This window comes from Clostridium sp. FS41, from assembly GCF_000954015.1.
GTDB lineage: Bacteria > Bacillota > Clostridia > Lachnospirales > Lachnospiraceae > Enterocloster > Enterocloster citroniae.
Genome location: NZ_JYHN01000006.1, coordinates 139,788 through 161,881, shown reverse-complemented (window position 1 = coordinate 161,881; position 22,094 = coordinate 139,788). Strand labels below are relative to the sequence as shown.

Below are 22,094 nucleotides of genomic sequence, written 5' to 3'. Positions count from 1 at the left end.
GGATTTTCCGCCTGCGGCGGGCCGCTTCAGCGACATCTGATACAAAAAAGAGCCGTGACGCGGGATATCCCAACGCACAGCTCTATTATTATCATAAGATTTTCAGTTCTACCGAACTTTATGGCCGCGCCGGGAGTCTCAATCCCTTCTCGCCTTCCATACCCCAAGGGCAGGGGACTTTACCACATAAATCTCTTCCCCGTCTTCCATCCTCTGCATCCCGTCCTCCATACAGGTGACAGGATATCGCTTCAGCGCCTCCGCCACATCCATGCATCCATACCCGGCTGCCTGTACCTCCCGGAGCGGCAGCTTCCTGGGGTTCACGGCGTATGTAATCTTAAACCTTCCCTCCGAAGAGCTGTGTATCATATGGGCCGGGACCATTGCCATATCGGCAAAGCTCCCTTTCCTCACCAACTCCATGGTGCGCTCCGTCCCCCTGTAACCATATCTGCGGATCATCCGGTCCACCTCCGGATTCTCCCCAAAGTTCGTAAGGCCCGGAGCAATGACCAGCAGCTCCCCGCCGTCCCGGATCATCATGCGGGTGCGGTAAACCGCCTTATTCCCCACCCAAAATGAGGAGAATTCCTCCGGCTCCAGATAGGCCACCACCTTTTTTACAGCCTTTGGCAGGTATGTTATGTTGCATTTCCGGGCAAGGGATGCGGCGTGTTCAAATACCTGCCTGGAGGCCCCTGTGAATATCCCGTGGACCTTCGTGTCCTCCCTTGCCCGGGAGGTTACGGTAAGGATATACATAAGGGGCGCCTGTTTCAGAAAATGCTCCTCAATGTAGTCAAACACCGCCCTCACAGGCGTGTCGGTGTTTCCCATGATCGTCTCCAAGTTGCAGACTGCGCCCAGCATATGGCTTTCATTGATGATCCTGGGCCCTCCCAGTCCCACCAGTATGTTCTTGGTGTAATTTGACATCCCTGTGACCTCGTGGGGCACCACCTGGCCGATGGACAGAATCAGATCATAGCTTTGGTCCACTATGCGATGGTTGACCTGGGCGCAGATATCCCCTGTATATCTGCCTGCTGATACTTCAGCGCAGTAAGACCCCGGCACGGTTCCGATATCCACCGTATCCCTGCGCCAGTCATGGATGAGAAAGGCGTGGTCCGGGATATCCCGGCCAAAGAGCAGGCAGCGCTCCCTGGGCGTCATGGGACGGTGGGTCCCGGTGGCCGGAAGAATACGAACCAGGGCGTCAACAGACAGTTTTTTGTATAAATATGAGGTTATGACCCCTGCAAAGGAATACAGTCTTGTTATGTCCGGCGGCACCAGAAGGATCCTCCCTGCTTTAGGAAGTCCCTCCGTCATCCGGTCCAGCACACGGTCTATCTCCTCCCTTTTAAGGGGACGTATCCTCCCGTGGTCCGGCTGCCCTATAAGGCTGTGTTCCCCGACATGTTCCACCATTCTTAATTCCCGCCTTTGGAGGCAGCCATCTCATCCACAAAGGCCCTGATCTCCTGATCCTGGCAGCCTGCGTAGAAGCAGTCAAGAAATCTGGGGATCATACACTCCTTCACCATCTGGGGATCCAAAGCCCTTAGGGCATCCAAAAGAGGCTTTGCAACTTTTTTCTTTACATCAAACAGCAGGTTTGCATTGCGGTTTTGGGCCTCCTTGCGGCCGTCCGGATACCCCATTCCTTTAGGTGATCCGAACGCCTTGACAAAAATATTGTTTAAATTGATCTCAGCCCCCCAGCCAAAGCCCTTTGCAAATGGAATAGCAAGGGCGTTTCCGTTGTTGATCTGCAAAAACAGGTAGGCGTCCGTGGGTTCAATACAGTAGCCGCACACAACGCCGGGATACATGTTTAAGGACATCAGCGCTCCCTGGGCCGTACCGCATCCTGTGACCACAAAGTCAACTGCGCCGGAGTTTAAAAGCAACGCGGACATGATTCCCAGATGCAGGTAGGTCAGGCGCGGATTCTCCTGCGTGTATGCTTCCGGAACGTCCTGATCAGTGAGTGGAACCTCCATGGCGGCATTAAACACCTGGTGACCCATTGGCTCCACAACAGACTTTAACTCCTTCAGGATGATCCCGTTTTTAGGTGCCTGGCTAAATTCATTCAGTACTGCAATTTTCATGGTCGTATCCTCTTTTCGTTTGATTTTTTGTAACAGTTCAGGGCGGCGGCCTGTATATCTGTTTTACCGATCTTCCTCATTTCCATACTGATCACTCCACTCTGGCCACCATTTCGCCGTATTGCTCTTTTTCCTTTTTGATAAATGCCTTCAGCTCTTCCACTGTGGGCATATCCGGGCTGCACCCGTGGGATGCCACCAGCATGGAGGCGGAGGCGGATCCCAGTTCCAGGCAGTCCATCATCTCCAGGCCGTTAAAAATACCGTAGAGGAAGCTGGAGGCATAGCCATCGCCGCCTCCAAACCCTTTCAGGGCCTCCACCGGGAAGGGACGGATGGAGTAGGAATTTCCATCCCTGGTATAGGCAGTGGATCCCTCCCTGCCATGTTTGACCACCACGACCGATGCCTGCCCCGCACACCAGTAAGCCGCGGAGGCCTCATCCGTACCGTCCAGTCCCAGGAAGCGCTCCGTCAGGTCATACTCCTCCCTGGAACCCAGAATAATATCGCTGTCCCTTGCCACCGCACAGTAGTACAAGGCGATCTCATCCTCATTCTTCCAGTTGTAAGCGCGGTAGTCAATGTCAAAGATAACCCGCAGGCCGTTCTTTTTTGCCAGGGCCACTGCCTTTAGGGCCGCCTCCCTGGAAGGGCTGGCAGCCAGGGCCGTACCCGAGATCAGGATGGCTTTGGACTCCTTTAAATAGTCCTCGTCAATATCCTCCGGACAGAGGGCCAGGTCCGCGATGCCGTTGCGGTACATGAGAATGCTGCTCTCATCATGGCTCAGAATCTCTGTAAAGGTAAGCCCCAGGCTCTCCCCGTTTACACACGTCCTGATATGGGAGGTGTCGATCCCCTCCCCCTTAAAAAAGTTTACTGCAAATTCTCCGAAACGGTCCTGGGAGACCCTTGCGAAAAACCCGCATTTCTTTCCCAGCCTGGAAAGCCCCACCGCGATATTGGCCGGCGAACCTCCTACATATTTGCGGAAGGTTTCGCTCTCCGCCAGTGTCTTATAATAATCCAGGGGATTAAAGTCAATTGCGATCCTGCCTAACAGAATCAGGTCATATTTCCTGTCCTGCTCAAATGAAAGGTATTCCATATTACATTTCCTCCCTTTTCCAAAGCTTCCTGTAAAGGGCTTCCACTTCCTGAACCGTAACATCCCTGCGGGTATTGGACGGGCTTCCTGAAGCCATGGCATCCTCAGCCATCTTGGGGATCGCCCTCATAAAATCCTCCTTTTGTATGCCGTATTCCGCCAGGGTGGGAATCCGGATCTCCCTGAGAAGCGTTTCCACTTGTTCCATAAGCTTATCCGCCGCCTCGCGGCAGCTGTCTCCCGGCTTCCCAAAACCGCACTTGACCGCAATATGGGCAAAACGGTCCGCCGCCCCTTCCTTGGCATAATCCAGGCATACATTTAAAAGCATGGCATTGGAAATGCCATGGGGCACATGGAACAGGGCGCCGATGGGACGGCTCATCCCATGAACAATGGTGACCGAGGAGTTGTTAAAGGCCATACCCGCCTCCAGGGCCGCAAGTGCCATCTGGTTCCTGCCCTCCTCCTCATCTCCGTGCTCCCAGACATTTTTTAAATGGCCGAAGATCCTCTGGCAGGCAGACAGCGCAAGGATATCGCTGAGGGGCTGGGCCTTTTTGGAAGTATAGGCCTCAATGGCGTGGGTCAGGGCGTCCACGCCCGTGGCTGCCGTGAACTTAGGAGGCGCTGTCATGGTAAACTGCGGGTCGATGACAGCCAGATCCGGCATAAGCCCCGGTCCCTTTAAGAGCATTTTTACCTGCGTTGCCGTATCCGTGATAATGGTGAACTGGGTGGCCTCCGATCCTGTCCCCGCCGTGGTGGGGATAGCTGCCATGGGCGCCGGCTTCTCGCAAACAGTCCTGCCCATGTAGTCCGCCGGCCTGCCGCCCCAGGCCGCGATCATGGCAATGGCTTTCATGGAATCAATGGGGCTCCCTCCCCCCAAACCCACAAGAAAGTCGCAGTTTTCTTCCCGGTACACAGCTACGCCGGCTTGGATCATCCGGTCATCCGGTTCCCCGCTGACTCCTGTAAAAACAGCATATGAAACACCTGCTTTCATAAGCATGTCCGTCACCTTATCCAGATTCCCCAGCTGGCGCATGATATCATCCGTCACCACCAGGGCCTTTTTTCCCAGCTTTGCCACAGCATCTGCGGCCATGTCCAGGGCCCGTCTGCCGCTTATGATCCGTCCGGGTGCAATAAATGTATCTGCCATATTCTTTGTCTCCTTTATGAAAATGCCTCCAGCAGGTCATCATAGGATGCCGCGGTCTGCAGCCTCCTCATGGTATTGTCATTTCCCAATTTCCCGGCCAGTTCCGCAATAAGGCGCAGGTGGTCCTTGGCTCCGTCACTGTGGGCCGGGACAGCAAAGAGAAAAAACAAGCGTGATGGCTCCCCATCGTAAGATTCCCAGTCGATCATATCCCTGGTGCGGCCCACCGCGATCCCCACATGGTCCACGTGGTCCGACTTTCCATGGGGAATGGCCACATGGCCGCCGATTCCCGTGATCCCTTCGCTTTCCCTCACATACACATCCCTCACATATCCTTCCAGATCCTCAATGTATCCGGCATTTTTCAGAAGCCCGGCCAAATGCCTGATCACCTCATCCTTATTTTTTGCATCCATGTTCAGGTCGATCACCCGATCATCCAGAATCTCTTTCACAGCCATATTCTGAAATCTCCCCTCTATTTTATAAAATATTGATAGATGTCCAAGGCAGAACCCATTTTCTTCACTGCTTCCAGATTATCGTCATTATCCGTCAGCTGAAGGAAATCCTTATAAAACTGCTTTGTCCTCTTTATTTCAAATTTCGATGTCATTTTTACAGCCAGCAGGAACACCACATCCACCATGTCGCCGTGCCAGCTGATGGGCCTGTCCAAAATTGCAACCACGATCCTGGATTCATTGATCTCCGTCATATTGCCATGGGGGATCGCCACGCCGCGGCCAATGCTGGTGGTGGTTGCCCGTTCCCTGTCAAATACGCTCTCCAGGTAATTGGCTGTCACATCCCCTTTTTTTACCAGTTTTTCCACCATCATGGCAATGAGCTGGTCTTTGTCCCCAACCCCGGGCCTGATCAAAAACAGGTCCACCTCGAACAGCTGATGACACAAGCTGTTAAAATGAAATTCCTGTTTTTTCCGGAAATAGAAAATCTGATTGACCTTCTGGCGCACCGCCTCGATCCCCTGTTCCCTTAAATGCCCTTCCAGGACCACCACACGCTCATCATGGATCTCATTTCCCGATGTGTTAATAATCACGTCCACATCCTGGTAATTAGAAAGGCGGAAATCATGGCAGCTGGCAGCCTCTATGTCTGTGATCTCAGGTATATTATACTTGAGCATCTCGCTGGTCAGCTGGCTGGTGGCCATGCCCCGTTCACTGATGAGCAGGGCCCGTATGGGCCGTCCCTTCTTTTTCCGGATAATGGCCGCCTGTATATAAAGCGCGATCCCGGCCAGCTCATCCTCGGTCACCTGCACATCATAATACTCTTCAAAAAGATTACTGGTGGACCAGGTGGCCAGAAAGGTCTGCTTATATTCATTCTTAACATACTTGCTAATATGATCTCCGGTGGCAGTGGAGTATTTCATCCGGAAAATAGCGGAGCGCATGTGGAGCATCAGGCTCTCGTAGAGCAGTTCATCCCCGGAAAGGTCAATATCCAGCACGGAATCAATGGTATCAATGATTAAATTCACGAAATTCCCCAGGTCTCTGTCATACGCCCTGGCATAGTCCCCTCCTTTCAGATCCGTGAAGTTCTTAAGCTTTTTAGCGGTAAGGAGCATCAAAGCCAGGAACATCACATCATCCTCTGAGGTGTGGGACCTGTATTCCTTCTCAATCCTCTGGTAGATGGACTCGGAAAAGGAGTATTCATTATAATTCTGGATATTCTCCTCCTTTGCCTGGAGGAACTTTCCTGCTTTGCTCCGGCGGGCCAGTGAAAGACAGGTCATGATCCATACCATTTTAAAAGAATTGTCCGCCAGTTCAATGCGCCAGGCATTTTCCGCATCCACAATGATATTGCGAATCCGCGTCACTTCCACCCCGGGGGCAAAGGTTCCCAAAAGGGCCTCCAGCACCTCCGGCATCATTTCCATCATATAATCCCTGATGGCAATGCGGAAACTGTACTCATCCCCCTCCAGGCACACGCCCTTGCTGCGCATGGAAACAATGCTAAGGCTCCTCTCCGTAAACCATTCCGCCACATCCTTTAAGAGCCCGCCTACCGTAGGCGGGCTTAAATACAGGCTGTCGGCCAGCTGCTGCAGGGTGGTGGTCTCACCGGGCTTTAATTTCAGAAGTTTTCCGATCAGCTGTTTATTGCGGCTGTCCTGCCAGGCGGCGGGCTTTAGTTCCTGATCCGTGAGAAGCAGCTGGTTCAGACACTTTTTCTGGTTTTCATCAGCCACCAGCCATATGCCTTTTCCCTGCTTTCGCTCGATCCGTCCCAGGTTCTCCTCCTCCAGCCAGTCGTTAATAAGGCTAACCTTGGTCCTCACGGTCTTTTCAGACAGCCCCACCTGATCCGCGATCTGCAGAGTGGTATAGCTTCCTCCATCCAGAAGGCACCTCATTATTCGGTTGTTGTCTATTGCCTTCTTTTCCTCTTTCAATCCAGCACTCCCTGTTCTTTGGTGATTACTCGCTGCTCCTGCTCACAGCCTTGCCATAAATGTAACGGCCGCTGGAACCGATTACCTTCATATAATCCTTTACAAACTCCTTGATCCCTGCCTCGGCCGCCATGCACAAGTGCATGTAGTCCATTTCAGGGTCCACCCTGAGCGCGCTCAGGGTGGCATCCTTGGCTGCCTGCCATGCATCGGTGCACACATTGATCTTATTGATCCCGCCTGCAACGGCCTTTTTCAGATTCTCCTCCCCTGAGCCGGAACCGCCGTGCAGCACCAGTGGCATTTTTAAGGTATCCTTTAACAGATGCAGACGCTCAAAGTCAAGCTTTGGGATCTTGCCTTTAGGATAGGCGCCGTGAGCCGTGCCGATGGCCACCGCCAGCGCGTCCACCCCTGTCCTGGTCACAAAATCCAGAGCCTGGTCGGGGTTTGTGTACAGGTCCAGGTTGTCATCATCCGCATCGGCTGCCTGTCCCACATGGCCCAGTTCCCCCTCAACGGAACAGCCCATGCCATGGGCCAGGGCGCTGACAATGGCGGTCCTCTTTACATTTTCCTCATAGGGCAGGGAGGATCCGTCAAACATGACATTAGTAAAACCAGCGTTAATGCAGTCCACGATCACATAAAAGTCGCTGCCGTGATCCAGGTTTAAGGCTACCGGCACGTGCACCCTTTTTGCCAGTTCCTCCACCACCGGAAGCATTTCCTCCATATGGGCATGGTTCTTCATCTGGCCGGGGCCAAACTGGATGATAATGGGGGAATGCTCCTCCTCCGCAGCCATGATACCGGCCCGGGCCATCTCTATATTAATACTGTTCATGGCCATAACACCGTAATAATTTGTATTTGCATCTTCAAGAATTGCTTTCATTGAAACTAACATAATGATCTGTCCTTTCTTATCCGCGGGCCTTAACTTTGGGCCCTGACCTTGATTCCTTTGGCTATTCGATCCTGATGTCCAGGTCAATGTCAATGTTTTCTTCCTGCCCGGCCGTCTCATCATCGGAAGGTTTCTTAATCAGGGCGTAGATGACGCCGGTCACCGCGGATCCTATGATAAGCGCGATCAAAAACCATACCGGATTCTTCATCATGGGAACCACGAAAATACCTCCATGGCCAGCCACGGACTCACAGCCCATGCCAACTGCAATGGCGCCTGCGACAGCGGAGCCTGCCATACTGGACGGGATGAACCTTGCAGGATCTGCCGCCGCAAAGGGCAGAACTCCTTCCGTAATAAAGCAAAGCCCCATGGGAAGAGCTGTCTTTGCAGTCTCCAGTTCAGTTCTGGTGAACTTATTTTTCTTGATCATGGTTGCTATGAACAGTCCAATGGGAGGGGTCATGCCGCCAATGATCTTCGCGCACATGGGACCGTTGATTCCATCGGCCCCCAGGGCATTGGCTGCCATGGACGCGGTCTTGTTAACAGGTCCGCCCATATCAAAACCCATGCAGGCTCCGATCACAGCTCCGATCACGGATTTTGCGCCGCCGTTCAGGGAGATGATCCACTGCTGGAACACATCCATGATCCATGCCAGAGGAATGGAGAACACGCACAGGAAGATCATGCCGCAGACAAGTGTGGAGATCACCGGGATAAACATAACCGGCATAAGCCCTTCACACCATTTGGGAAGCTTCCATGTCTTCATCCAGTTTACAAAGTTGCCGATAATAAACGCCATGAGAAGGCCGCCTAAGAACCCGGCCTTCGACTGGGCCGAGCAATAGCCGATGATCAGGCCGGGCACTATTCCGGGCCGTCCGGCCATGGAGTAGGCCGCGCCTGCCGTCATCACCGCAACCGCAAAATCCATTGCGTAGGAGCTTAATTTGTTCACGCCCCACCAGAACCCCGCCCATGTAAATGGATTCAGGTTTGAAAATGGTGTTGCACCCGCTGCAACAGCGCTTCCTATATCCCATCCGCCAAATGCCTTTGCCAGCGCCCCAAGGATACCGCCTGCCACAACGATAGGAATCATATAGGAGATGCCCGTCATAATGTGTTTCATGAATTTTTGCTTCTTTGCCATTTAAAAGTCCCCCATCTTTCAGTATTTACCAATCAGCCTGGCTCACTTGCCAAGTTTTTCGTGGATCTTGTTGATTACGCCCTTTGGAGATTTCATAACCGTGCTGATAGGAATCTCCACCACTGGTTTGCCTTTGAACCGTTCCTTGTTCACACGGATATCAGCGGAGATCAGGATCACATCCGCATCCCTCACCTCTTCCGGTGTCAGTTCGTTTTCAACGCCAATGGAGCCCTGGGTTTCAACTTTGATCGAGTCACCTAATTCCTTTGCTGCGTTTTCCAGCTTTTCCTTTGCTATGTAGGTGTGGGCGATACCGGCCGTACAGGCAGTGATTGCTAAAATTTTCATATGCAGCCTCCTCTCATTTGATTTACCTAAAATGTATCATTTTTCTTTGGGCTGTGGGAAACTTATTGCGGCATATCAAAACGGTAATTTTTCAGTTATATTTCGGTAATTTTACTGAAATACGGTAATTTTCTAATATTTAGGAGGTTTTCCGGAACAGGCGGCGCCTAACAGAAAAAGGTCCCCGGAAAGCCTGATGCCTTCCGGGAACCTTACAATAATCCCATTTAGTCTTTTCATACAATAATCTCATGCAGTAATTCCATATTCCCTGTCATAATGCGTTATTATTACATGGTAATCCCTTTTTCCTTATCCTGAAGGATGATCTGTCTCATGGCCTCGATCCCCACCTCAATGGCCCTCTGTTCCCATCTGTCCGGATAATCAGCCGCATCATTAGAGTACTCCCCAAAGTTGGTGGCGCTGATCATCACGCTGGACGTCCTGATCCCCAGTGACGCGCCGATCAGGAACAGTACGGCACACTCCATGCTGGTATTGGTGGCTCCGCCTTTCACATAGGAATCCCACTTGTACTTAAGCTCCTCATACACCGGCTTTGTCTCGGGTTCAGCCTCTGTATAGTAGGAATCCTTTGTGATGGTGATCCCCACATTATATGGATGCCCCAGTTTTAACGCCGCTGTCTCCAGCGCCTTCAGCATCTCAAAATCAGGCACTGCAGGAAATTCAAAGGGAAGGTAATGGTTGCCCGTCCCCTCCATGCGCACGGCGCCGTTGGGTATGACCACATCCCCGATCTTAACCTTTTGGGAGGTGGATGCAGCTGATCCCACCCGCATCATGGTGTGTGCGCCGCAGGAGTGAAGCTCCTCAATGGCAATACAAGCCGAGGGGCCCCCGATCCCCGTGCTGGTCACGGTCACAGGCACGCCCTCCAGAGTGCCTGTATAGGTCAGGAACTCTCTTTTGTGGGCAATCTTAACCGGGTTATCAAAATGCTCTGCGATCAGGGCCGCCCGCTCCACGCTGCCGGGCAGAAATACATATTTGCCAACCTGGTCTGAAGTGATATCCAGGTGCATGGTCTTTTGTTCTCCCATGTTCTTTACCTTCCTTTTCTAGTTCTCCGCACCGCCGGTACAGCGCTGCGTTTGTTCCTGTTCAAACCTGTAAATTGCTTCCAGAACGATTTTGATCTCCTCGTCCCAGCCCCTTGCCAGCCCCTGGTTGGCCGTCTCGTAGATCACTTCCCCTGTCACCAGGTTGCCGGAAACAGCGCTGATCATGGCCGCCCTTTTCTTCCTTCTGTGACACACGGTATAAAGCGCGGAGCTCTCCATCTCCACATTCAGGCATCCCAGGGAGGAAAGCTTCTCAATCCACTCCTGGGTTTCCCCGTAAAACGCATCATCAGAGGCATTGATCCCATAATGGACCCTGCCGTACAGCTGAGGCTGCATTTCCCTTGCGGTGTCAATAATGGTCCTGGTCAGGTCAAAATCAGGAACTGCCGGGAAACAGTCCGGCACATAGAACCGGCTGGTCCCCTCGTTTTTCATGGAACCCGTGGAGATCATCAGATCCCCGATCTTAATATCCTCCTGCAGGGCTGCGCTGCTTCCGATACGGATCAGGCATTCCGCCCCAATATTCATCAGTTCCTCCGCCGCAATAGCCGCAGAAGGACAGCCCATGCCAGTGGAGGTAACGGATACCTTAACGCCCTTATAATATCCCGTAAATGTCCTGTGCTCCCTGTTATTGGCCACAAGCTCTGCATTCTCAAGATACTGTGCCACACGGTCGGAACGGGCCGGATCCCCGGGAAGGAGCACATAATTTCCTATATCACCTGGTTTCAGGTGGATGTGATATTGTTTCTTTCCTGCTGTCTTACTCTCTTTGTCCAGTGCCATCAGCCCTGTACCTCCTTTAATTTTTTTATCTTACGGCTGGCCGCGGCTGACTTTTGTATGGAATAAACCGTAAGGCCTGCAATGGTTGCCAGATACGGGAGCATCTGGATAAATTCAGACGGGATCTTAAGTACCTGAAGAATATTGGAAAGCCCGTCAAAAAACGCAAAGATCATGGACGAAAGCAGCGCCCCCACCGGCGTGGCCTGTCCCATGGAACAGGCGGCCAGGGAAATAAACCCGCGTCCCGCCGTCATATCCCTTACAAACATATTGAGATAACCCATGGAAAGATACATTCCTCCAAGCCCTGTCATAAGTCCGCACAGGACAATGGCCAGGAACTGGATCCTTACCACATTCTGCCCCACGCTGGAAGCAGCGTCCGGGTTCTCGCCCACCGCCCTCATGCGAAGGCCGGTAGGTGTCTTGTAGAGAAAGAACCAGATCACAGCCACCATGACCAGCGCAACATAGGTCAGGGAATTGTGGCCTGACAGAACACTTCCGATCACCGGGATATCCTTGATCACAGGGATGTCCAGGTTGGGAAATGCAAAACTCTTCAGGGAGGAGGAGTTGCCCTTTTCCCCGGTTGCCAGCTGAAGCACAAATACCGTAAGGCCTGAAGCCATGGTATTCACAGCCGTACCGCAGAGCACGTTATTGGCTTTTAAAACAAGGTGGAAATACGCAAACACCGCGCTCACCGCAACGGCTGCCAGCATACCTGCCGCAACGCCCCATACCAGGTTTCCCCCAAAGGCGCTTCCAAGCACGCCTGCCAGGGCGGATATCAGCATAATGCCTTCCAGCCCCAGATTGACCACGCCTGCTTTTGTACAGATCACAGCCCCCAAAGAGGCAAAAATAATGGGGGTGGCAACGCGTATCCACATATATACGAAGTCTGTGCTAAGGATCAAGTTCAATAAATTCATGCCTGCATTGCCTCCTTTTCCTCTGCTTTTGCAGCCTTTACGATCAGATGCTGCCTCCAGCCCTTTAACAGTGCGTCCGCTGCAATCAGGAACATCATGACACCCTGGATGATGTCCACGACCTCCCTGCCCACATCACTGCTGCGCGCCATGATATCAGCTCCCACATTCAGGTATCCGATAAAGGCGGCCGCCAGGGGAACCAGCAGGGGATTGCTCCTGGCCAGCAGGGCAACCACGATACCCGTCCACCCGTATCCGGGAGTTGTGGTCCATTTAAACCGGTTATACATGCCCAGCAGTTCCGCACCGCCGCCCATGCCAGCAATGGCTCCGGCGATCACCTGGGCCGCCACCATAAGACCGGTCACCTTAAGGCCGGTATATTTTGCAAACAGCGGGTTGTCGCCTGTGATCCTCAGCTTTGTCCCAAGGGATGTGCGGTACAGGAAGAACCACACCAGGACACAGAGCACGATCCCCAGCACAACGCCTGCATGGATCCTGGTCCCATCCAGGACCACCGGAAGCTTGGAGGTCTTTTCAAATTCCAGGGAAGCCAGGCTGGAGCTGCTGACCTCGCGGAAATGATAACTCACCATATAAATGGCAAAAAACTGCACCACATAGTTAAACATAATGGATGTGACCAGCTCACTCACATTCCACTTCATCTTCAGGAACGCAGGGACCAGGGCTACCAAAGCGCCGCAGAATCCTCCGAACAGGATCGCGGCCGCAGGATGGATCCCTCCCGGCAGCTTACAGGCAATGGCCACGATCATGGCGCCTGTAATGCCGATAAAAAAGGACCCCTCCGCAATCATGGAAAACTGGCCTGAGCCAAATATGATGATCACGGCCAAAGCGGTAAACATAAGTGGGGAAGCTGCTTCAATTATATTCCCCACCCTTCTCAGCGAGGTAAATGGCCCCAGAAAAAAACTGCTTATGGCGGTCCATGGGTCATCACTTACAACAAATACAATGACCGATACCAGCACACAGGCAATGAGAATGATCAGTGCCAGCTTCACAAGATCCACCAGCAGGTTGATTCGTTTATTACTGTTCATGCCGTGCCTCCTTTATCTCTTCCTCGGACTGTACCCGGATCCCCAGCATATAGGTACCCAGCTGGGCCTCCGTCATCTTGGAAGTGTCGCTGATATAGGCCACGATCCTTCCCTCATACATGACGATCAGGCTGTCGGAAAGCCCCAGTACTTCGTTCAGGTCAGAGGTTACAAGAATGACCCCATTTCCCTCATCCCTCATCTCAACCAGACGTTGGCGGATAAACTCCGTGGCACCCACGTCCACGCCTCTGGTGGGCTGGTCCGCGATGATGACCTGGGGTGAACCGGACAGTTCCCTTGCCAGGACAGCCTTCTGGATATTTCCTCCCGACAGGCTGTTAATAGCCACATCCTGGGATTTGCAGAATATCAGGTACTGCTTTACCATCTCTTCCCCGTATTCCTTTACCGCCCGTTTATCCCTCACACCCTTCTTAAAGAAACGCTTCCAGCCTAACTTGTCAGCGATCATATTCTCTGTGATGGAAAGGCGGGGAGCCATGCCCATGGTCATCCTGTCCGCAGGGATATGGGCCAGCTTCAGGTTCCTGATCTTCTCAACCGAATATCCCTTGATATCCTGTCCGCTTATCTCAATGGCACCGTGGCTGTAAGCGCCCATGCCGGTGATGGCACGGACCAGCTCCGTCTGACCGTTGCCCTCCACTCCGGCGATTCCAAGGATCTCTCCCTTTCTTAAGGAAAAGGATACATGGTCCACCGCATGCTTTCCGTTCTCATCCACCACCACCAGATCCTTTACCTTAACCAGGGCCTCACCCGGCTTGGCGGCATCCTTTTTCACATCCAGTATCACATCCCTTCCCACCATCAGCCGGGAAATATCCTGTTCAGAAACAGTCTCAACATCATGTACGCCCATGGTGGTCCCCCTGCGGATAATGGTGATCCGGTTGCAGATCTGCTTGATCTCCTGCAGCTTATGGGAAATGAAGATGATGGTATAGCCATGATCCTTCAGGTTTAAAAGCTCCTCAAACAGTTCCTGGGTCTCCTGGGGCGTAAGCACGGCCGTGGGCTCGTCCAGGATCAGGATCTTTGCTCCCCGGAACAGGGCTTTGAGGATTTCCACCTTCTGCTTCTGGCCAACGGTCAGGTCCTCCACCCGCTTGTCAGGCTCCACATAGAGGTTATATTTCCTGCCCATCTCCTCCACCTGCTTCCTGGCATATGCCAGATCCACCATAACTCCCTTTCTGGGCTCCATACCCAGGATAATGTTCTCCGCAACTGTCAGCGAAGACACCAGCATAAAGTGCTGATGCACCATGCCGATCCCCATCTTGATCGCCATCTGGGGAGATGACATATGTACCTGCTTTCCATTTATAAAAATTTCTCCCGATGTTGGCTGTTCTTCGCCAAACAGGATCTTCATCAGAGTTGATTTCCCTGCCCCGTTTTCCCCGGAAAGGGCATGGATCTCTCCCAGATCAACAGACAATGTCACATCCTTATTGGCCATCACTCCATTGGGATATATCTTCACAATATGCGACATTCTCAATGCTTCATCTGCCATAATCAGCACCTCATCATTCCACAGAATCATTCCACAGTTGTTATTTCTGAAAAAAGAGGCTGCGCATCCGCAGCCTCAGTGTTAATTAAATCATGGCTTCATGCCATCACGAAGAGCTGCTACGTCTTCTGTTGACATGTCAAATGCAGTGCCGACCGCGATATCGCCATTGATGATTTTCTGTTCTGTCTCATCGATGAATTTCTGAATCTCTTCAGGAACAATTGCCTTATAATTCTCGTTCTCAGCCAGGCCCACAGCGCCGCTGTCCAGGCCCAGGATATAATCCTGATCCAGCGTCATGGTTCCCTCCGACCATGCTTTAACGGATGTGTAAATGGATTCTCCCACATTCTTTAAGCTGGAGGAAATAACATTGGCTGCCAGCTGGGGATCGGATTCCTTTAACTCGGAATACAGGTCCTGATCGCAGGCGATCAGATATTTGTCTGACTTCTGGGCTGCTGTTACAGCGCCAAGGATGGACTGTGACGCGGGCGCATATACTACCTGGGCTCCCTGGTTGTACAGCTGGGTGGTCATTTCCATGCACTTGGAAACATCCTCAAAGGAACCCACATAGGAGGTCACTACCTTGATCTCAGGGTCCACATACTGAACGCCTTCCAGATAACCTACCAGGAAATCGTTGATATTGGATGTATCCATGGATCCCACAAATCCCAGGATCTTCTTGGAAGCATCGATCTTGGCATCCCCTGAATCCAGCATCTTTGCAGCCAGCACGCCGGAAAGGAATGCTGCCTGGTTGGAGTAATAGTTAACTCCCATCATATTGCCGTCCGTAACCACGTCCCTGTCAACGGAAACATCAAAGATCAGGTAATTCTTTTCAGGGAACTGGGAGGCAATATCCTGAGCCAGTTCCTTCACAGACCATGTACCGGATACGATCATGTCCCAATCCTGCTCGGACACATCCAGGTAGTTGCCCTCATAGCTGGTCTCATCCCTGCCCATCTCAATGGTCTTGACCTCAGCTCCCATCTGGTCAGCCAGCATCTGCATACCGCTGGCGGCGGAATCGTTAAATCCCTTGTCTCCCAGGTTGCCGTTGCACAGATATACCACTTTCAACTTTTTACCGGATGCATCCGCGTCCGCTGGATCCGCGCTCTCCGCCTTGTCCTTTTCGGCAGCGGCATCCCCTGACTGTTCCTGCTTCCCGGCAGCAGCTGCTGTCTCTTTTGCTGAAGATCCGCAGCCTGCCAGCATGGATGCGGCCATCGCGGCCGCCAGTACGGTACTTACGATCCTTTTCTTCATTTTCCATATCCTCCTATGTTTAACTTGTTATCAACAAACTGCTAAAAAGCAGAAGGTTTCATATCTTACAGCCTGCGGTCCAGGGTAAACCGGTACCAGTTGCTGTCCATCCTGTATTTGTGATAGGCAAGGGGAGCTTCATCCTCATAAAGCACCTCATCCATAACTATAATGATCGGGCTCTGGGGCTGGTCCGCCACCTCCTCCGTCCACTCCACCGCGCTCATGGACAGACTGGAACGTCCTGCGCGCTTGTATAGTCCGGAAAGGGCCAGGTCCTTTAGTTTTTCTTCCTCATCAATGGCGATCCCCTCCTGCTCCAGGCGGAGCACCGGTATAATGGCCACAGAGGAGGCCACGTATGCTTCCCCCACATAATATTTCATATCCACGGCCACTGCGGTGAATACCTTGCCGTTGTAGCCCAACAGATCCCCTATAAGGCGTCCGCCATTCTGCACGCTGATCACTGCCTCCGCCTTTGTTATGGTATCGATGCAGCTGCTGATACAGGGATTGGAGATATGCTGAAGCCCATCCTTGTTCCTGGCCAGCTGGCCCGTGACCATGGTCTTCTTGCCCTGCATCTTATAGATATAGCCGTCCTCCTCCAGTTTCCGCACTGCCATGCGCACCGTGCTGCGGCTCACGTTCCAGTACTCGGCCAGAATATTCTCCCCCGGAAGGGTATCCCCCTCCTGCAGCACATTTTCCTGGATCAGCTGGTAAATAATATCATAAATCTGTACGTAATAAGGAATATTCATTTCCTTTAACAAAGGCATTTCCTTATAATCCATCAACTACTTCATCTCCTTATCATTCCTGATGATGATCCTCATGGCTTCGATAGCGGTCCGGATCGCCCTGTCCTCAATGTCAATTTCCGTATTCCTGCCGTTATCACTGTAATTCCTGCAGTTAGTGGCGCTGGCCATCACACATGCGGTCCGGATCCCCAGGCAGGAGCCAATGGCGAACAGGGGCGCGCATTCCATGCTGGTGGAGGTGGCGCCTCCCTTTTCGTAGGCGGACCACTTGAACATAAGCTCCGGTCCCACGGGTTTTGTCTCCGGCTCAGTCTGTGTGTAAAAGGACGCCTTTGTGATGGTAACGCCCACGTTGTAGGGATAATCCAGGTTCTTAGCCGCCTGTTCAATGCACTTAAGCATATGGAAATCCGGCACCGAGGGAAACTCCACCGGCAGATAGTGAAGGCTCACCCCCTCCATCTTCACGGCTCCGTTGGGGATTACCACATCCCCCAGCGACACCTTGGGTGATACGGAAGCGCAGGTGCCCACGCGCATCATGGTATCCGCCCCGCATTGATGCAGCTCCTCAACAGCAATGGCCGCAGACGGGCCGCCGATCCCTGTGCTGGTCACAGCCACCCGGGCGCCCTCCAACTCACCTACAAATGTCCTGTACTCCCTGTTGTAGGCAATCTCCTGCGGATTGTCAAAGTATGCCGCGATCTTCTCCGTGCGCTCCGGGCTTCCCGGAAGAAACACATACCTTCCCACATCCCCGGCCTCCAGTGCAATGTGCATCATTTTTTTTCCCATAACACATCTCCCTTTTCTTATTTTATGTTAATCCATCTTAATGCTCTTACTTCCTGTTGTATCTTCCCGGCGTCATGTCCTGAAACAGTGAAAACAGCCTGCGGACCGCTTTCTCGGAATCCACCTCCACACACACCGCAATCTCCTCCCGGTCCAGAACCGGCACAAATCCCGTGTCCGTCTTGATCATGCCCCGATACGGCTCATGTTCATATTCCACTCCGGCCCTGACCATGCGAAACACTCCCAGTGACGGGTCCTCGGCGATGAGTACGGCCAGCGGATCGTGGACCACACATGCCTCCGCCATGCCCATGGATACCCGGTGGAATTCAAAGTAAAACTTCAGAACATCCCTTATGTAATCCGCAATGGCCCTGCACTCCTCCCGGCAGTAGGTACAGAGATTTTTTACATCCCTGTCCGTGATAAATGTCTTCATGGTCACGTCCAGCCCTACCAGGGCCAGGTTGAATCCGGCCCTGAATACCCGGTCAGCCGCCTTTGCATCCCCGTGGATGTTGGCCTCTGCGTAGGGATTCACATTACCCGGTTCCTTCAGGGTTCCGCCCATGGCCACCACCTTCTTTACCTTAGAGGGCAGCTCAGGATCCTTCTCCAGGGCGCGGGCCAGGTTGGTCATCCGCCCCGTTGTGATGATGGTCAGCTCATCTTTCAGCTCCCCGGCCTTTCTTATAATAAAATCCCAGGCAGTCTCGTCCACCGGCTTCTGGCTGCTCTCAGGCAGCTCCACATTGCCGATCCCGTTATCCCCGTGGATGTGGGCGGGAGCCGAATCGAACACGCCGTCCAGAGATTCGTTGGAGCCCACGGCCACCGGCACCTCATAACCGCAGCCTGAAAGCCGGATCAGGCGCAGGCAGTTGTCTGCGGACTGCTCCGCATTATTATTGCCAAAGCATGTGGTGATCCCCTCCACATGGAAATTAGGTGACCTCAATGCGTATAGGATAGCCAGGGAATCATCCACGCCTGTATCCGCATCAATTATTATCCGTTTCATAAATATGTGCTCCTTTTTCTCATCTCATTTTTATCTTATTTTTTCATCAAGTCTTTTCTTCTCATCTTGTACACATATTTTACAACATGGCAGCCAAGTTGTCAACATGGCAACACCAGTTTAATTATGCTAAATGCACAATTTTTTGTAATTTATAGATACAATTTTTTTAATGATGCCTAAATATTTTTTGTGTTCTTTGTGATTTGGCCAAAATTTTTGGGCGTTCTGCCCTTGCATATCCACTCAATCTATGTTAAACTAAAACCGTTGCAATGCCTGTATAAGTTCATAATCGGATGAACGTTTCTACCAGCTACCGGAATAGTTGACTACATGCTTCTATTTTGTATACTGGCTTTTTTTATGTTAGGGCATATTAAAAAATGCCCTGAAGTTACACAGCGAAAGGAGTTTTTCTATGAATCCAACCAAGAACTTTGACGTGATCATTATTGGCGCAGGTCCCTCCGGCATCTTCTGCGCGTACGAGTTAATCCAGAAAAAACCGGACATGAAGATTCTGATGGTGGAAAAAGGACGCCCCATTGAAAAGCGCGTATGCCCCAAGCGTACCACCAAGGTATGTGTTGGATGTAAACCGTGTTCCATCACCACAGGTTTCGCGGGAGCCGGTGCATTTTCAGACGGAAAGCTGTCCCTGTCACCGGACGTTGGCGGTAACCTGCCGGAGATCCTGGGCTATGACAAGACCATTGAACTCTTAAAGGAGTCCGATAATATTTACCTTAAATTCGGCGCTGACACCAATGTCTACGGTCTGGACAAGCAGAAAGAGATCGAGGAGATCCGCCGCAAGGCCATCAATGCCAATTTAAAGCTGATTGAGTGTCCCATCCGCCATCTCGGAACGGAAGAAGGATATAAGATCTATACCCGCCTTCAGGAACATCTTCTGGCCCAGGGCGTTACCATGGAATTCAACACCATGGTCAAGGATATTATCATAGAAGAAGACAGGGTAAAGGGAGTTCTCACAGACAAGGATGAGACCTGCTACGCCCCTGAGATCGTTTCTGCCATTGGCCGTGAAGGCTCAGACTGGTTCTCACACATCTGCGGGGACCACGGGATCGAGACCCAGGTAGGCACCGTGGATATCGGTGTCCGCGTGGAGGTAAGGGACGAGGTCATGAAGTTCCTGAACGATAACCTGTACGAGGCCAAGCTGGTATACTATACCCCCACCTTTGACGACAAGGTCCGCACCTTCTGTACCAACCCTTCCGGTGAGGTTGCCACGGAATACTACGAGAACGGCCTGGCCGTTGTCAACGGACATGCCTACAAGTCCAAGGAATACAAGACAAACAACACCAACTTTGCCCTGCTGGTGAGCAAGAACTTTACAAAGCCTTTTAATGAACCTATTGAATACGGCAAACACATTGCCCAGCTCTCCAACATGCTCTGCGGCGGCCGGATCATGGTGCAGACCTTCGGCGACTTCCAGAGAGGGCGCCGCACCACAGAGGAACGCCTCTGCCGCAACAACCTGATTCCCACCTTAAAGGACGCAGTACCCGGGGACCTGTCCCTGGTGTTCCCTCACCGCATCATGACCGATATTAAGGAAATGCTCCTGGCCCTTGATAAAGTGACCCCCGGCATTGCCAGTGATGAAACCCTTCTCTACGGCGTGGAGGTCAAATTCTACTCCAACAAGGTGGTAGTGAACACAGATTTTGAGACCAGCATCAAAGGCCTTCGGGCCATCGGCGATGGCGCATCCGTCACACGCGGACTGCAGCAGGCGTCCGCTAACGGTATCAGCGTGGCAAGAAGTATCTTAAAACAAATGGAAGCTTAAGCTTCTCCCTATCCTGTCAGGGCCTTACCTAATGGTATGGCCCTGTTTTTATGCATCCTTCTCATCCCCTAGCCTCATAGTGGTATATCACTTGTCCATTTTTATTTAATGATATTCCATTTTTTCCGTATTTTCATCTATTCAATCTGCTCTTATTTTCTCATCTTTGCTATGATATATGTACATATTTTGATTTAAAGTTAACATTTTCTTCACGATTTATTTGCTAATTGCACAAAAATAAACTTTATATTAGTGCAAAACATGAATAGACACACCGGTATATCAGTTGTAATATATAGTAAGTGGTATATCACTTTAGCACATGGCCAGTTACTACAAAACAATTGCATATTGGAAAATAGGAGGAAAAGTTATGGCAGATATGGTTGCCGGCATCTTACTGTTGATCACGTTTATCGGATTAATCGTATATTGCTTTAAAGGTGGAAATCTATTGATCGGTTTTATCACAACCGCGGTTTTATGGTGTATCATCGGGTTGGTGCCCCTGGAAACAGTGGTAAATGTTGTATTTGAACAATCAGTTGAAAGCTACGGAAAAACCATAGCGATCATTGTGTTCGGCGCCTGGTTCGGACGGGTTCTGGTGGATACCGGGATCGCAGGCTATATCATCAAAAAAACCGTTGAATTTGCCGGCGACAAGCCGTTGGTCACAGCCCTGCTGTTAAACATTGTATGTGCCCTGATCTTCTGCAGCGCCTTCGGTGTGGGCTCTGTTATGGCCATTGGTATGATCGTTCTGCCGATCATGTTTTCTGTGGGAATTGACAAAAAGGCAGCCGTAGGCGCTTACATGCTGGCAGTTGCATCCGGCATGTACCTGAATATCGCATATGTAAGCCAGTTTTTTGCCGTATTCCCCAATATACAGTACGATAATAAATACATCCACTTTGCAGTGATCGCCACGATCATCAGCATTGTAGTTATGATCGCCTTTATTGTTTTTAACTTCATGCGTCAGAATAAGACCAGGGCATTTGCCGCTCCCGTATCCGTGGATGCCCAGGAGCTTCCCTTCTACTGCATCCTGGTACCCTTTGTTCCCATTATCATGGTATCCTTTTTCAAATGGCAGCCCGTACCGGCTTTCCTGCTGGGCATTCTTCTGGGACTCCTTTTCACACGCAACCTTTCAAGCTACTCCGCTGCCGTGGAAAAGGTACAGAAAACATTGTATGACGGTGTTGCCGACTCCGGTCTACTGATCGGAATGCTGTATGGGGTTAATATTTTCCAGGCAGCCGCCAAGGAAGTGGCCCCCATCCTGCAGAATCTGCTGGGCGGACTGATCCCCCAGTCTCCCCTTGTACTGCTTGTACTGTTCTGCATCCTGGCTCCCCTGGCCCTGTTCAGAGGCCCCCTTATGATCTGGGGTTCAGGAATTGCCCTTGCATCCATCCTGCAGGCCATGGGTATTTTCACAGAACCGTACCTGTTCATGCTGTTTTTGGTTCCGCCGGTTTCCATCGTGGCATCAGCCTGCCCAACGCAGTCCTGGACCATGTGGGCCCTCAGCTACTCCAAACTGGAGCCAAAAACCTACATCAAGACAAACCTGCCATGGGGCTGGATCGCCTTTATCGCAATACAGATAGTCGGTTACTTTACATACAGCATTATTTAAGAAGGGACGTCAC

20 protein-coding genes and 1 riboswitch are annotated in these 22,094 nt (G+C 51.7%); of the genes, 2 read left to right on the top strand and 18 right to left on the bottom strand.

Going from position 1 to position 22,094, the window contains the following annotated elements; translation table 11 throughout:
• Positions 1 to 138 precede the first annotated feature (138 nt).
• The 18 genes from CLFS41_RS01080 to CLFS41_RS00995 all read right to left on the bottom strand — a co-directional run bounded on the left by CLFS41_RS01080 (position 139) and on the right by CLFS41_RS00995 (position 18,596).
• A complete protein-coding gene (locus CLFS41_RS01080; RefSeq protein WP_045091176.1) occupies positions 139 to 1,437 on the bottom strand; it encodes a lactate racemase domain-containing protein in 1,299 nt (432 codons plus the stop codon).
• A gap of 2 nt (positions 1,438 to 1,439) precedes the next feature.
• Positions 1,440 to 2,123 carry an RpiB/LacA/LacB family sugar-phosphate isomerase gene (locus tag CLFS41_RS01075; RefSeq protein ID WP_007865359.1) on the bottom strand — a complete coding sequence of 228 codons (684 nt, stop codon included), beginning with the start codon at positions 2,121 to 2,123 and terminating at the stop codon, positions 1,440 to 1,442.
• A 91-nt stretch (positions 2,124 to 2,214) separates the two neighbouring features.
• The gene (gene iolC / locus CLFS41_RS01070; protein ID WP_007865352.1) at positions 2,215 to 3,234 is read right to left on the bottom strand and encodes a 5-dehydro-2-deoxygluconokinase; all 1,020 of its coding nucleotides are present in this window, start codon (positions 3,232 to 3,234) and stop codon (positions 2,215 to 2,217) included.
• A 1-nt stretch (position 3,235) separates the two neighbouring features.
• Positions 3,236 to 4,402 carry an iron-containing alcohol dehydrogenase gene (locus tag CLFS41_RS01065; RefSeq protein ID WP_045091175.1) on the bottom strand — a complete coding sequence of 389 codons (1,167 nt, stop codon included), beginning with the start codon at positions 4,400 to 4,402 and terminating at the stop codon, positions 3,236 to 3,238.
• A 14-nt stretch (positions 4,403 to 4,416) separates the two neighbouring features.
• Positions 4,417 to 4,866, bottom strand: coding sequence for a PTS sugar transporter subunit IIA (locus CLFS41_RS01060; protein ID WP_002585781.1), 450 nt, complete (start codon positions 4,864 to 4,866; stop codon positions 4,417 to 4,419).
• 17 nt (positions 4,867 to 4,883) lie between these two features.
• On the bottom strand, positions 4,884 to 6,845 hold the full coding sequence (locus tag CLFS41_RS01055; RefSeq protein WP_007865344.1) for a PTS sugar transporter subunit IIA: 1,962 nt from the start codon (positions 6,843 to 6,845) through the stop codon (positions 4,884 to 4,886).
• Between the two features lie 25 nt (positions 6,846 to 6,870).
• A complete protein-coding gene (locus CLFS41_RS01050; protein WP_045091174.1) occupies positions 6,871 to 7,755 on the bottom strand; it encodes a class II fructose-bisphosphate aldolase in 885 nt (294 codons plus the stop codon).
• Positions 7,756 to 7,816: 61 nt separating this feature from the next.
• Complete coding sequence (locus CLFS41_RS01045) at positions 7,817 to 8,920, bottom strand: PTS fructose transporter subunit IIC (protein ID WP_045091173.1); 1,104 nt, start codon at positions 8,918 to 8,920, stop codon at positions 7,817 to 7,819.
• A gap of 42 nt (positions 8,921 to 8,962) precedes the next feature.
• Positions 8,963 to 9,271: a PTS fructose transporter subunit IIB gene (locus CLFS41_RS01040; protein WP_002585778.1), complete on the bottom strand. Its 309-nt coding sequence runs from the start codon at positions 9,269 to 9,271 to the stop codon at positions 8,963 to 8,965.
• A gap of 290 nt (positions 9,272 to 9,561) precedes the next feature.
• Complete coding sequence (locus tag CLFS41_RS01035; RefSeq protein ID WP_007865330.1) at positions 9,562 to 10,338, bottom strand: nucleoside phosphorylase; 777 nt, start codon at positions 10,336 to 10,338, stop codon at positions 9,562 to 9,564.
• An 18-nt stretch (positions 10,339 to 10,356) separates the two neighbouring features.
• Positions 10,357 to 11,154: a nucleoside phosphorylase gene (locus tag CLFS41_RS01030; protein ID WP_045091172.1), complete on the bottom strand. Its 798-nt coding sequence runs from the start codon at positions 11,152 to 11,154 to the stop codon at positions 10,357 to 10,359.
• On the bottom strand, positions 11,154 to 12,095 hold the full coding sequence (locus tag CLFS41_RS01025) for an ABC transporter permease (protein ID WP_007865324.1): 942 nt from the start codon (positions 12,093 to 12,095) through the stop codon (positions 11,154 to 11,156). The genes CLFS41_RS01030 and CLFS41_RS01025 overlap by 1 nt, the downstream gene beginning before the upstream one ends.
• Positions 12,092 to 13,171, bottom strand: coding sequence for an ABC transporter permease (locus CLFS41_RS01020; RefSeq protein WP_045091171.1), 1,080 nt, complete (start codon positions 13,169 to 13,171; stop codon positions 12,092 to 12,094). Before CLFS41_RS01020 ends, CLFS41_RS01025 begins: the two co-directional genes overlap by 4 nt.
• Complete coding sequence (locus tag CLFS41_RS01015) at positions 13,161 to 14,717, bottom strand: ABC transporter ATP-binding protein (RefSeq protein WP_007865318.1); 1,557 nt, start codon at positions 14,715 to 14,717, stop codon at positions 13,161 to 13,163. The genes CLFS41_RS01020 and CLFS41_RS01015 overlap by 11 nt, the downstream gene beginning before the upstream one ends.
• A gap of 90 nt (positions 14,718 to 14,807) precedes the next feature.
• Positions 14,808 to 16,004, bottom strand: coding sequence for a BMP family ABC transporter substrate-binding protein (locus tag CLFS41_RS01010; protein WP_007865316.1), 1,197 nt, complete (start codon positions 16,002 to 16,004; stop codon positions 14,808 to 14,810).
• A 65-nt stretch (positions 16,005 to 16,069) separates the two neighbouring features.
• A complete protein-coding gene (locus CLFS41_RS01005; RefSeq protein WP_045091250.1) occupies positions 16,070 to 16,804 on the bottom strand; it encodes a GntR family transcriptional regulator in 735 nt (244 codons plus the stop codon).
• Positions 16,805 to 16,807: 3 nt separating this feature from the next.
• Complete coding sequence (locus tag CLFS41_RS01000) at positions 16,808 to 17,572, bottom strand: nucleoside phosphorylase (protein ID WP_007865300.1); 765 nt, start codon at positions 17,570 to 17,572, stop codon at positions 16,808 to 16,810.
• Positions 17,573 to 17,618: 46 nt separating this feature from the next.
• Positions 17,619 to 18,596, bottom strand: coding sequence for a nucleoside hydrolase (locus tag CLFS41_RS00995; protein ID WP_045091170.1), 978 nt, complete (start codon positions 18,594 to 18,596; stop codon positions 17,619 to 17,621).
• A gap of 259 nt (positions 18,597 to 18,855) precedes the next feature.
• Positions 18,856 to 18,951: riboswitch (purine riboswitch) on the top strand.
• Positions 18,952 to 19,017: 66 nt separating this feature from the next.
• Between CLFS41_RS00995 and CLFS41_RS00990 the strand changes: the two genes are divergently transcribed.
• Together CLFS41_RS00990 and CLFS41_RS00985 are read left to right on the top strand one after the other, a co-directional pair.
• Positions 19,018 to 20,427, top strand: coding sequence for an NAD(P)/FAD-dependent oxidoreductase (locus tag CLFS41_RS00990; RefSeq protein ID WP_007865276.1), 1,410 nt, complete (start codon positions 19,018 to 19,020; stop codon positions 20,425 to 20,427).
• A 376-nt stretch (positions 20,428 to 20,803) separates the two neighbouring features.
• Positions 20,804 to 22,081 carry a hypothetical protein gene (locus tag CLFS41_RS00985; RefSeq protein WP_007865274.1) on the top strand — a complete coding sequence of 426 codons (1,278 nt, stop codon included), beginning with the start codon at positions 20,804 to 20,806 and terminating at the stop codon, positions 22,079 to 22,081.
• The last annotated feature ends 13 nt before the right edge of the window (positions 22,082 to 22,094 follow it).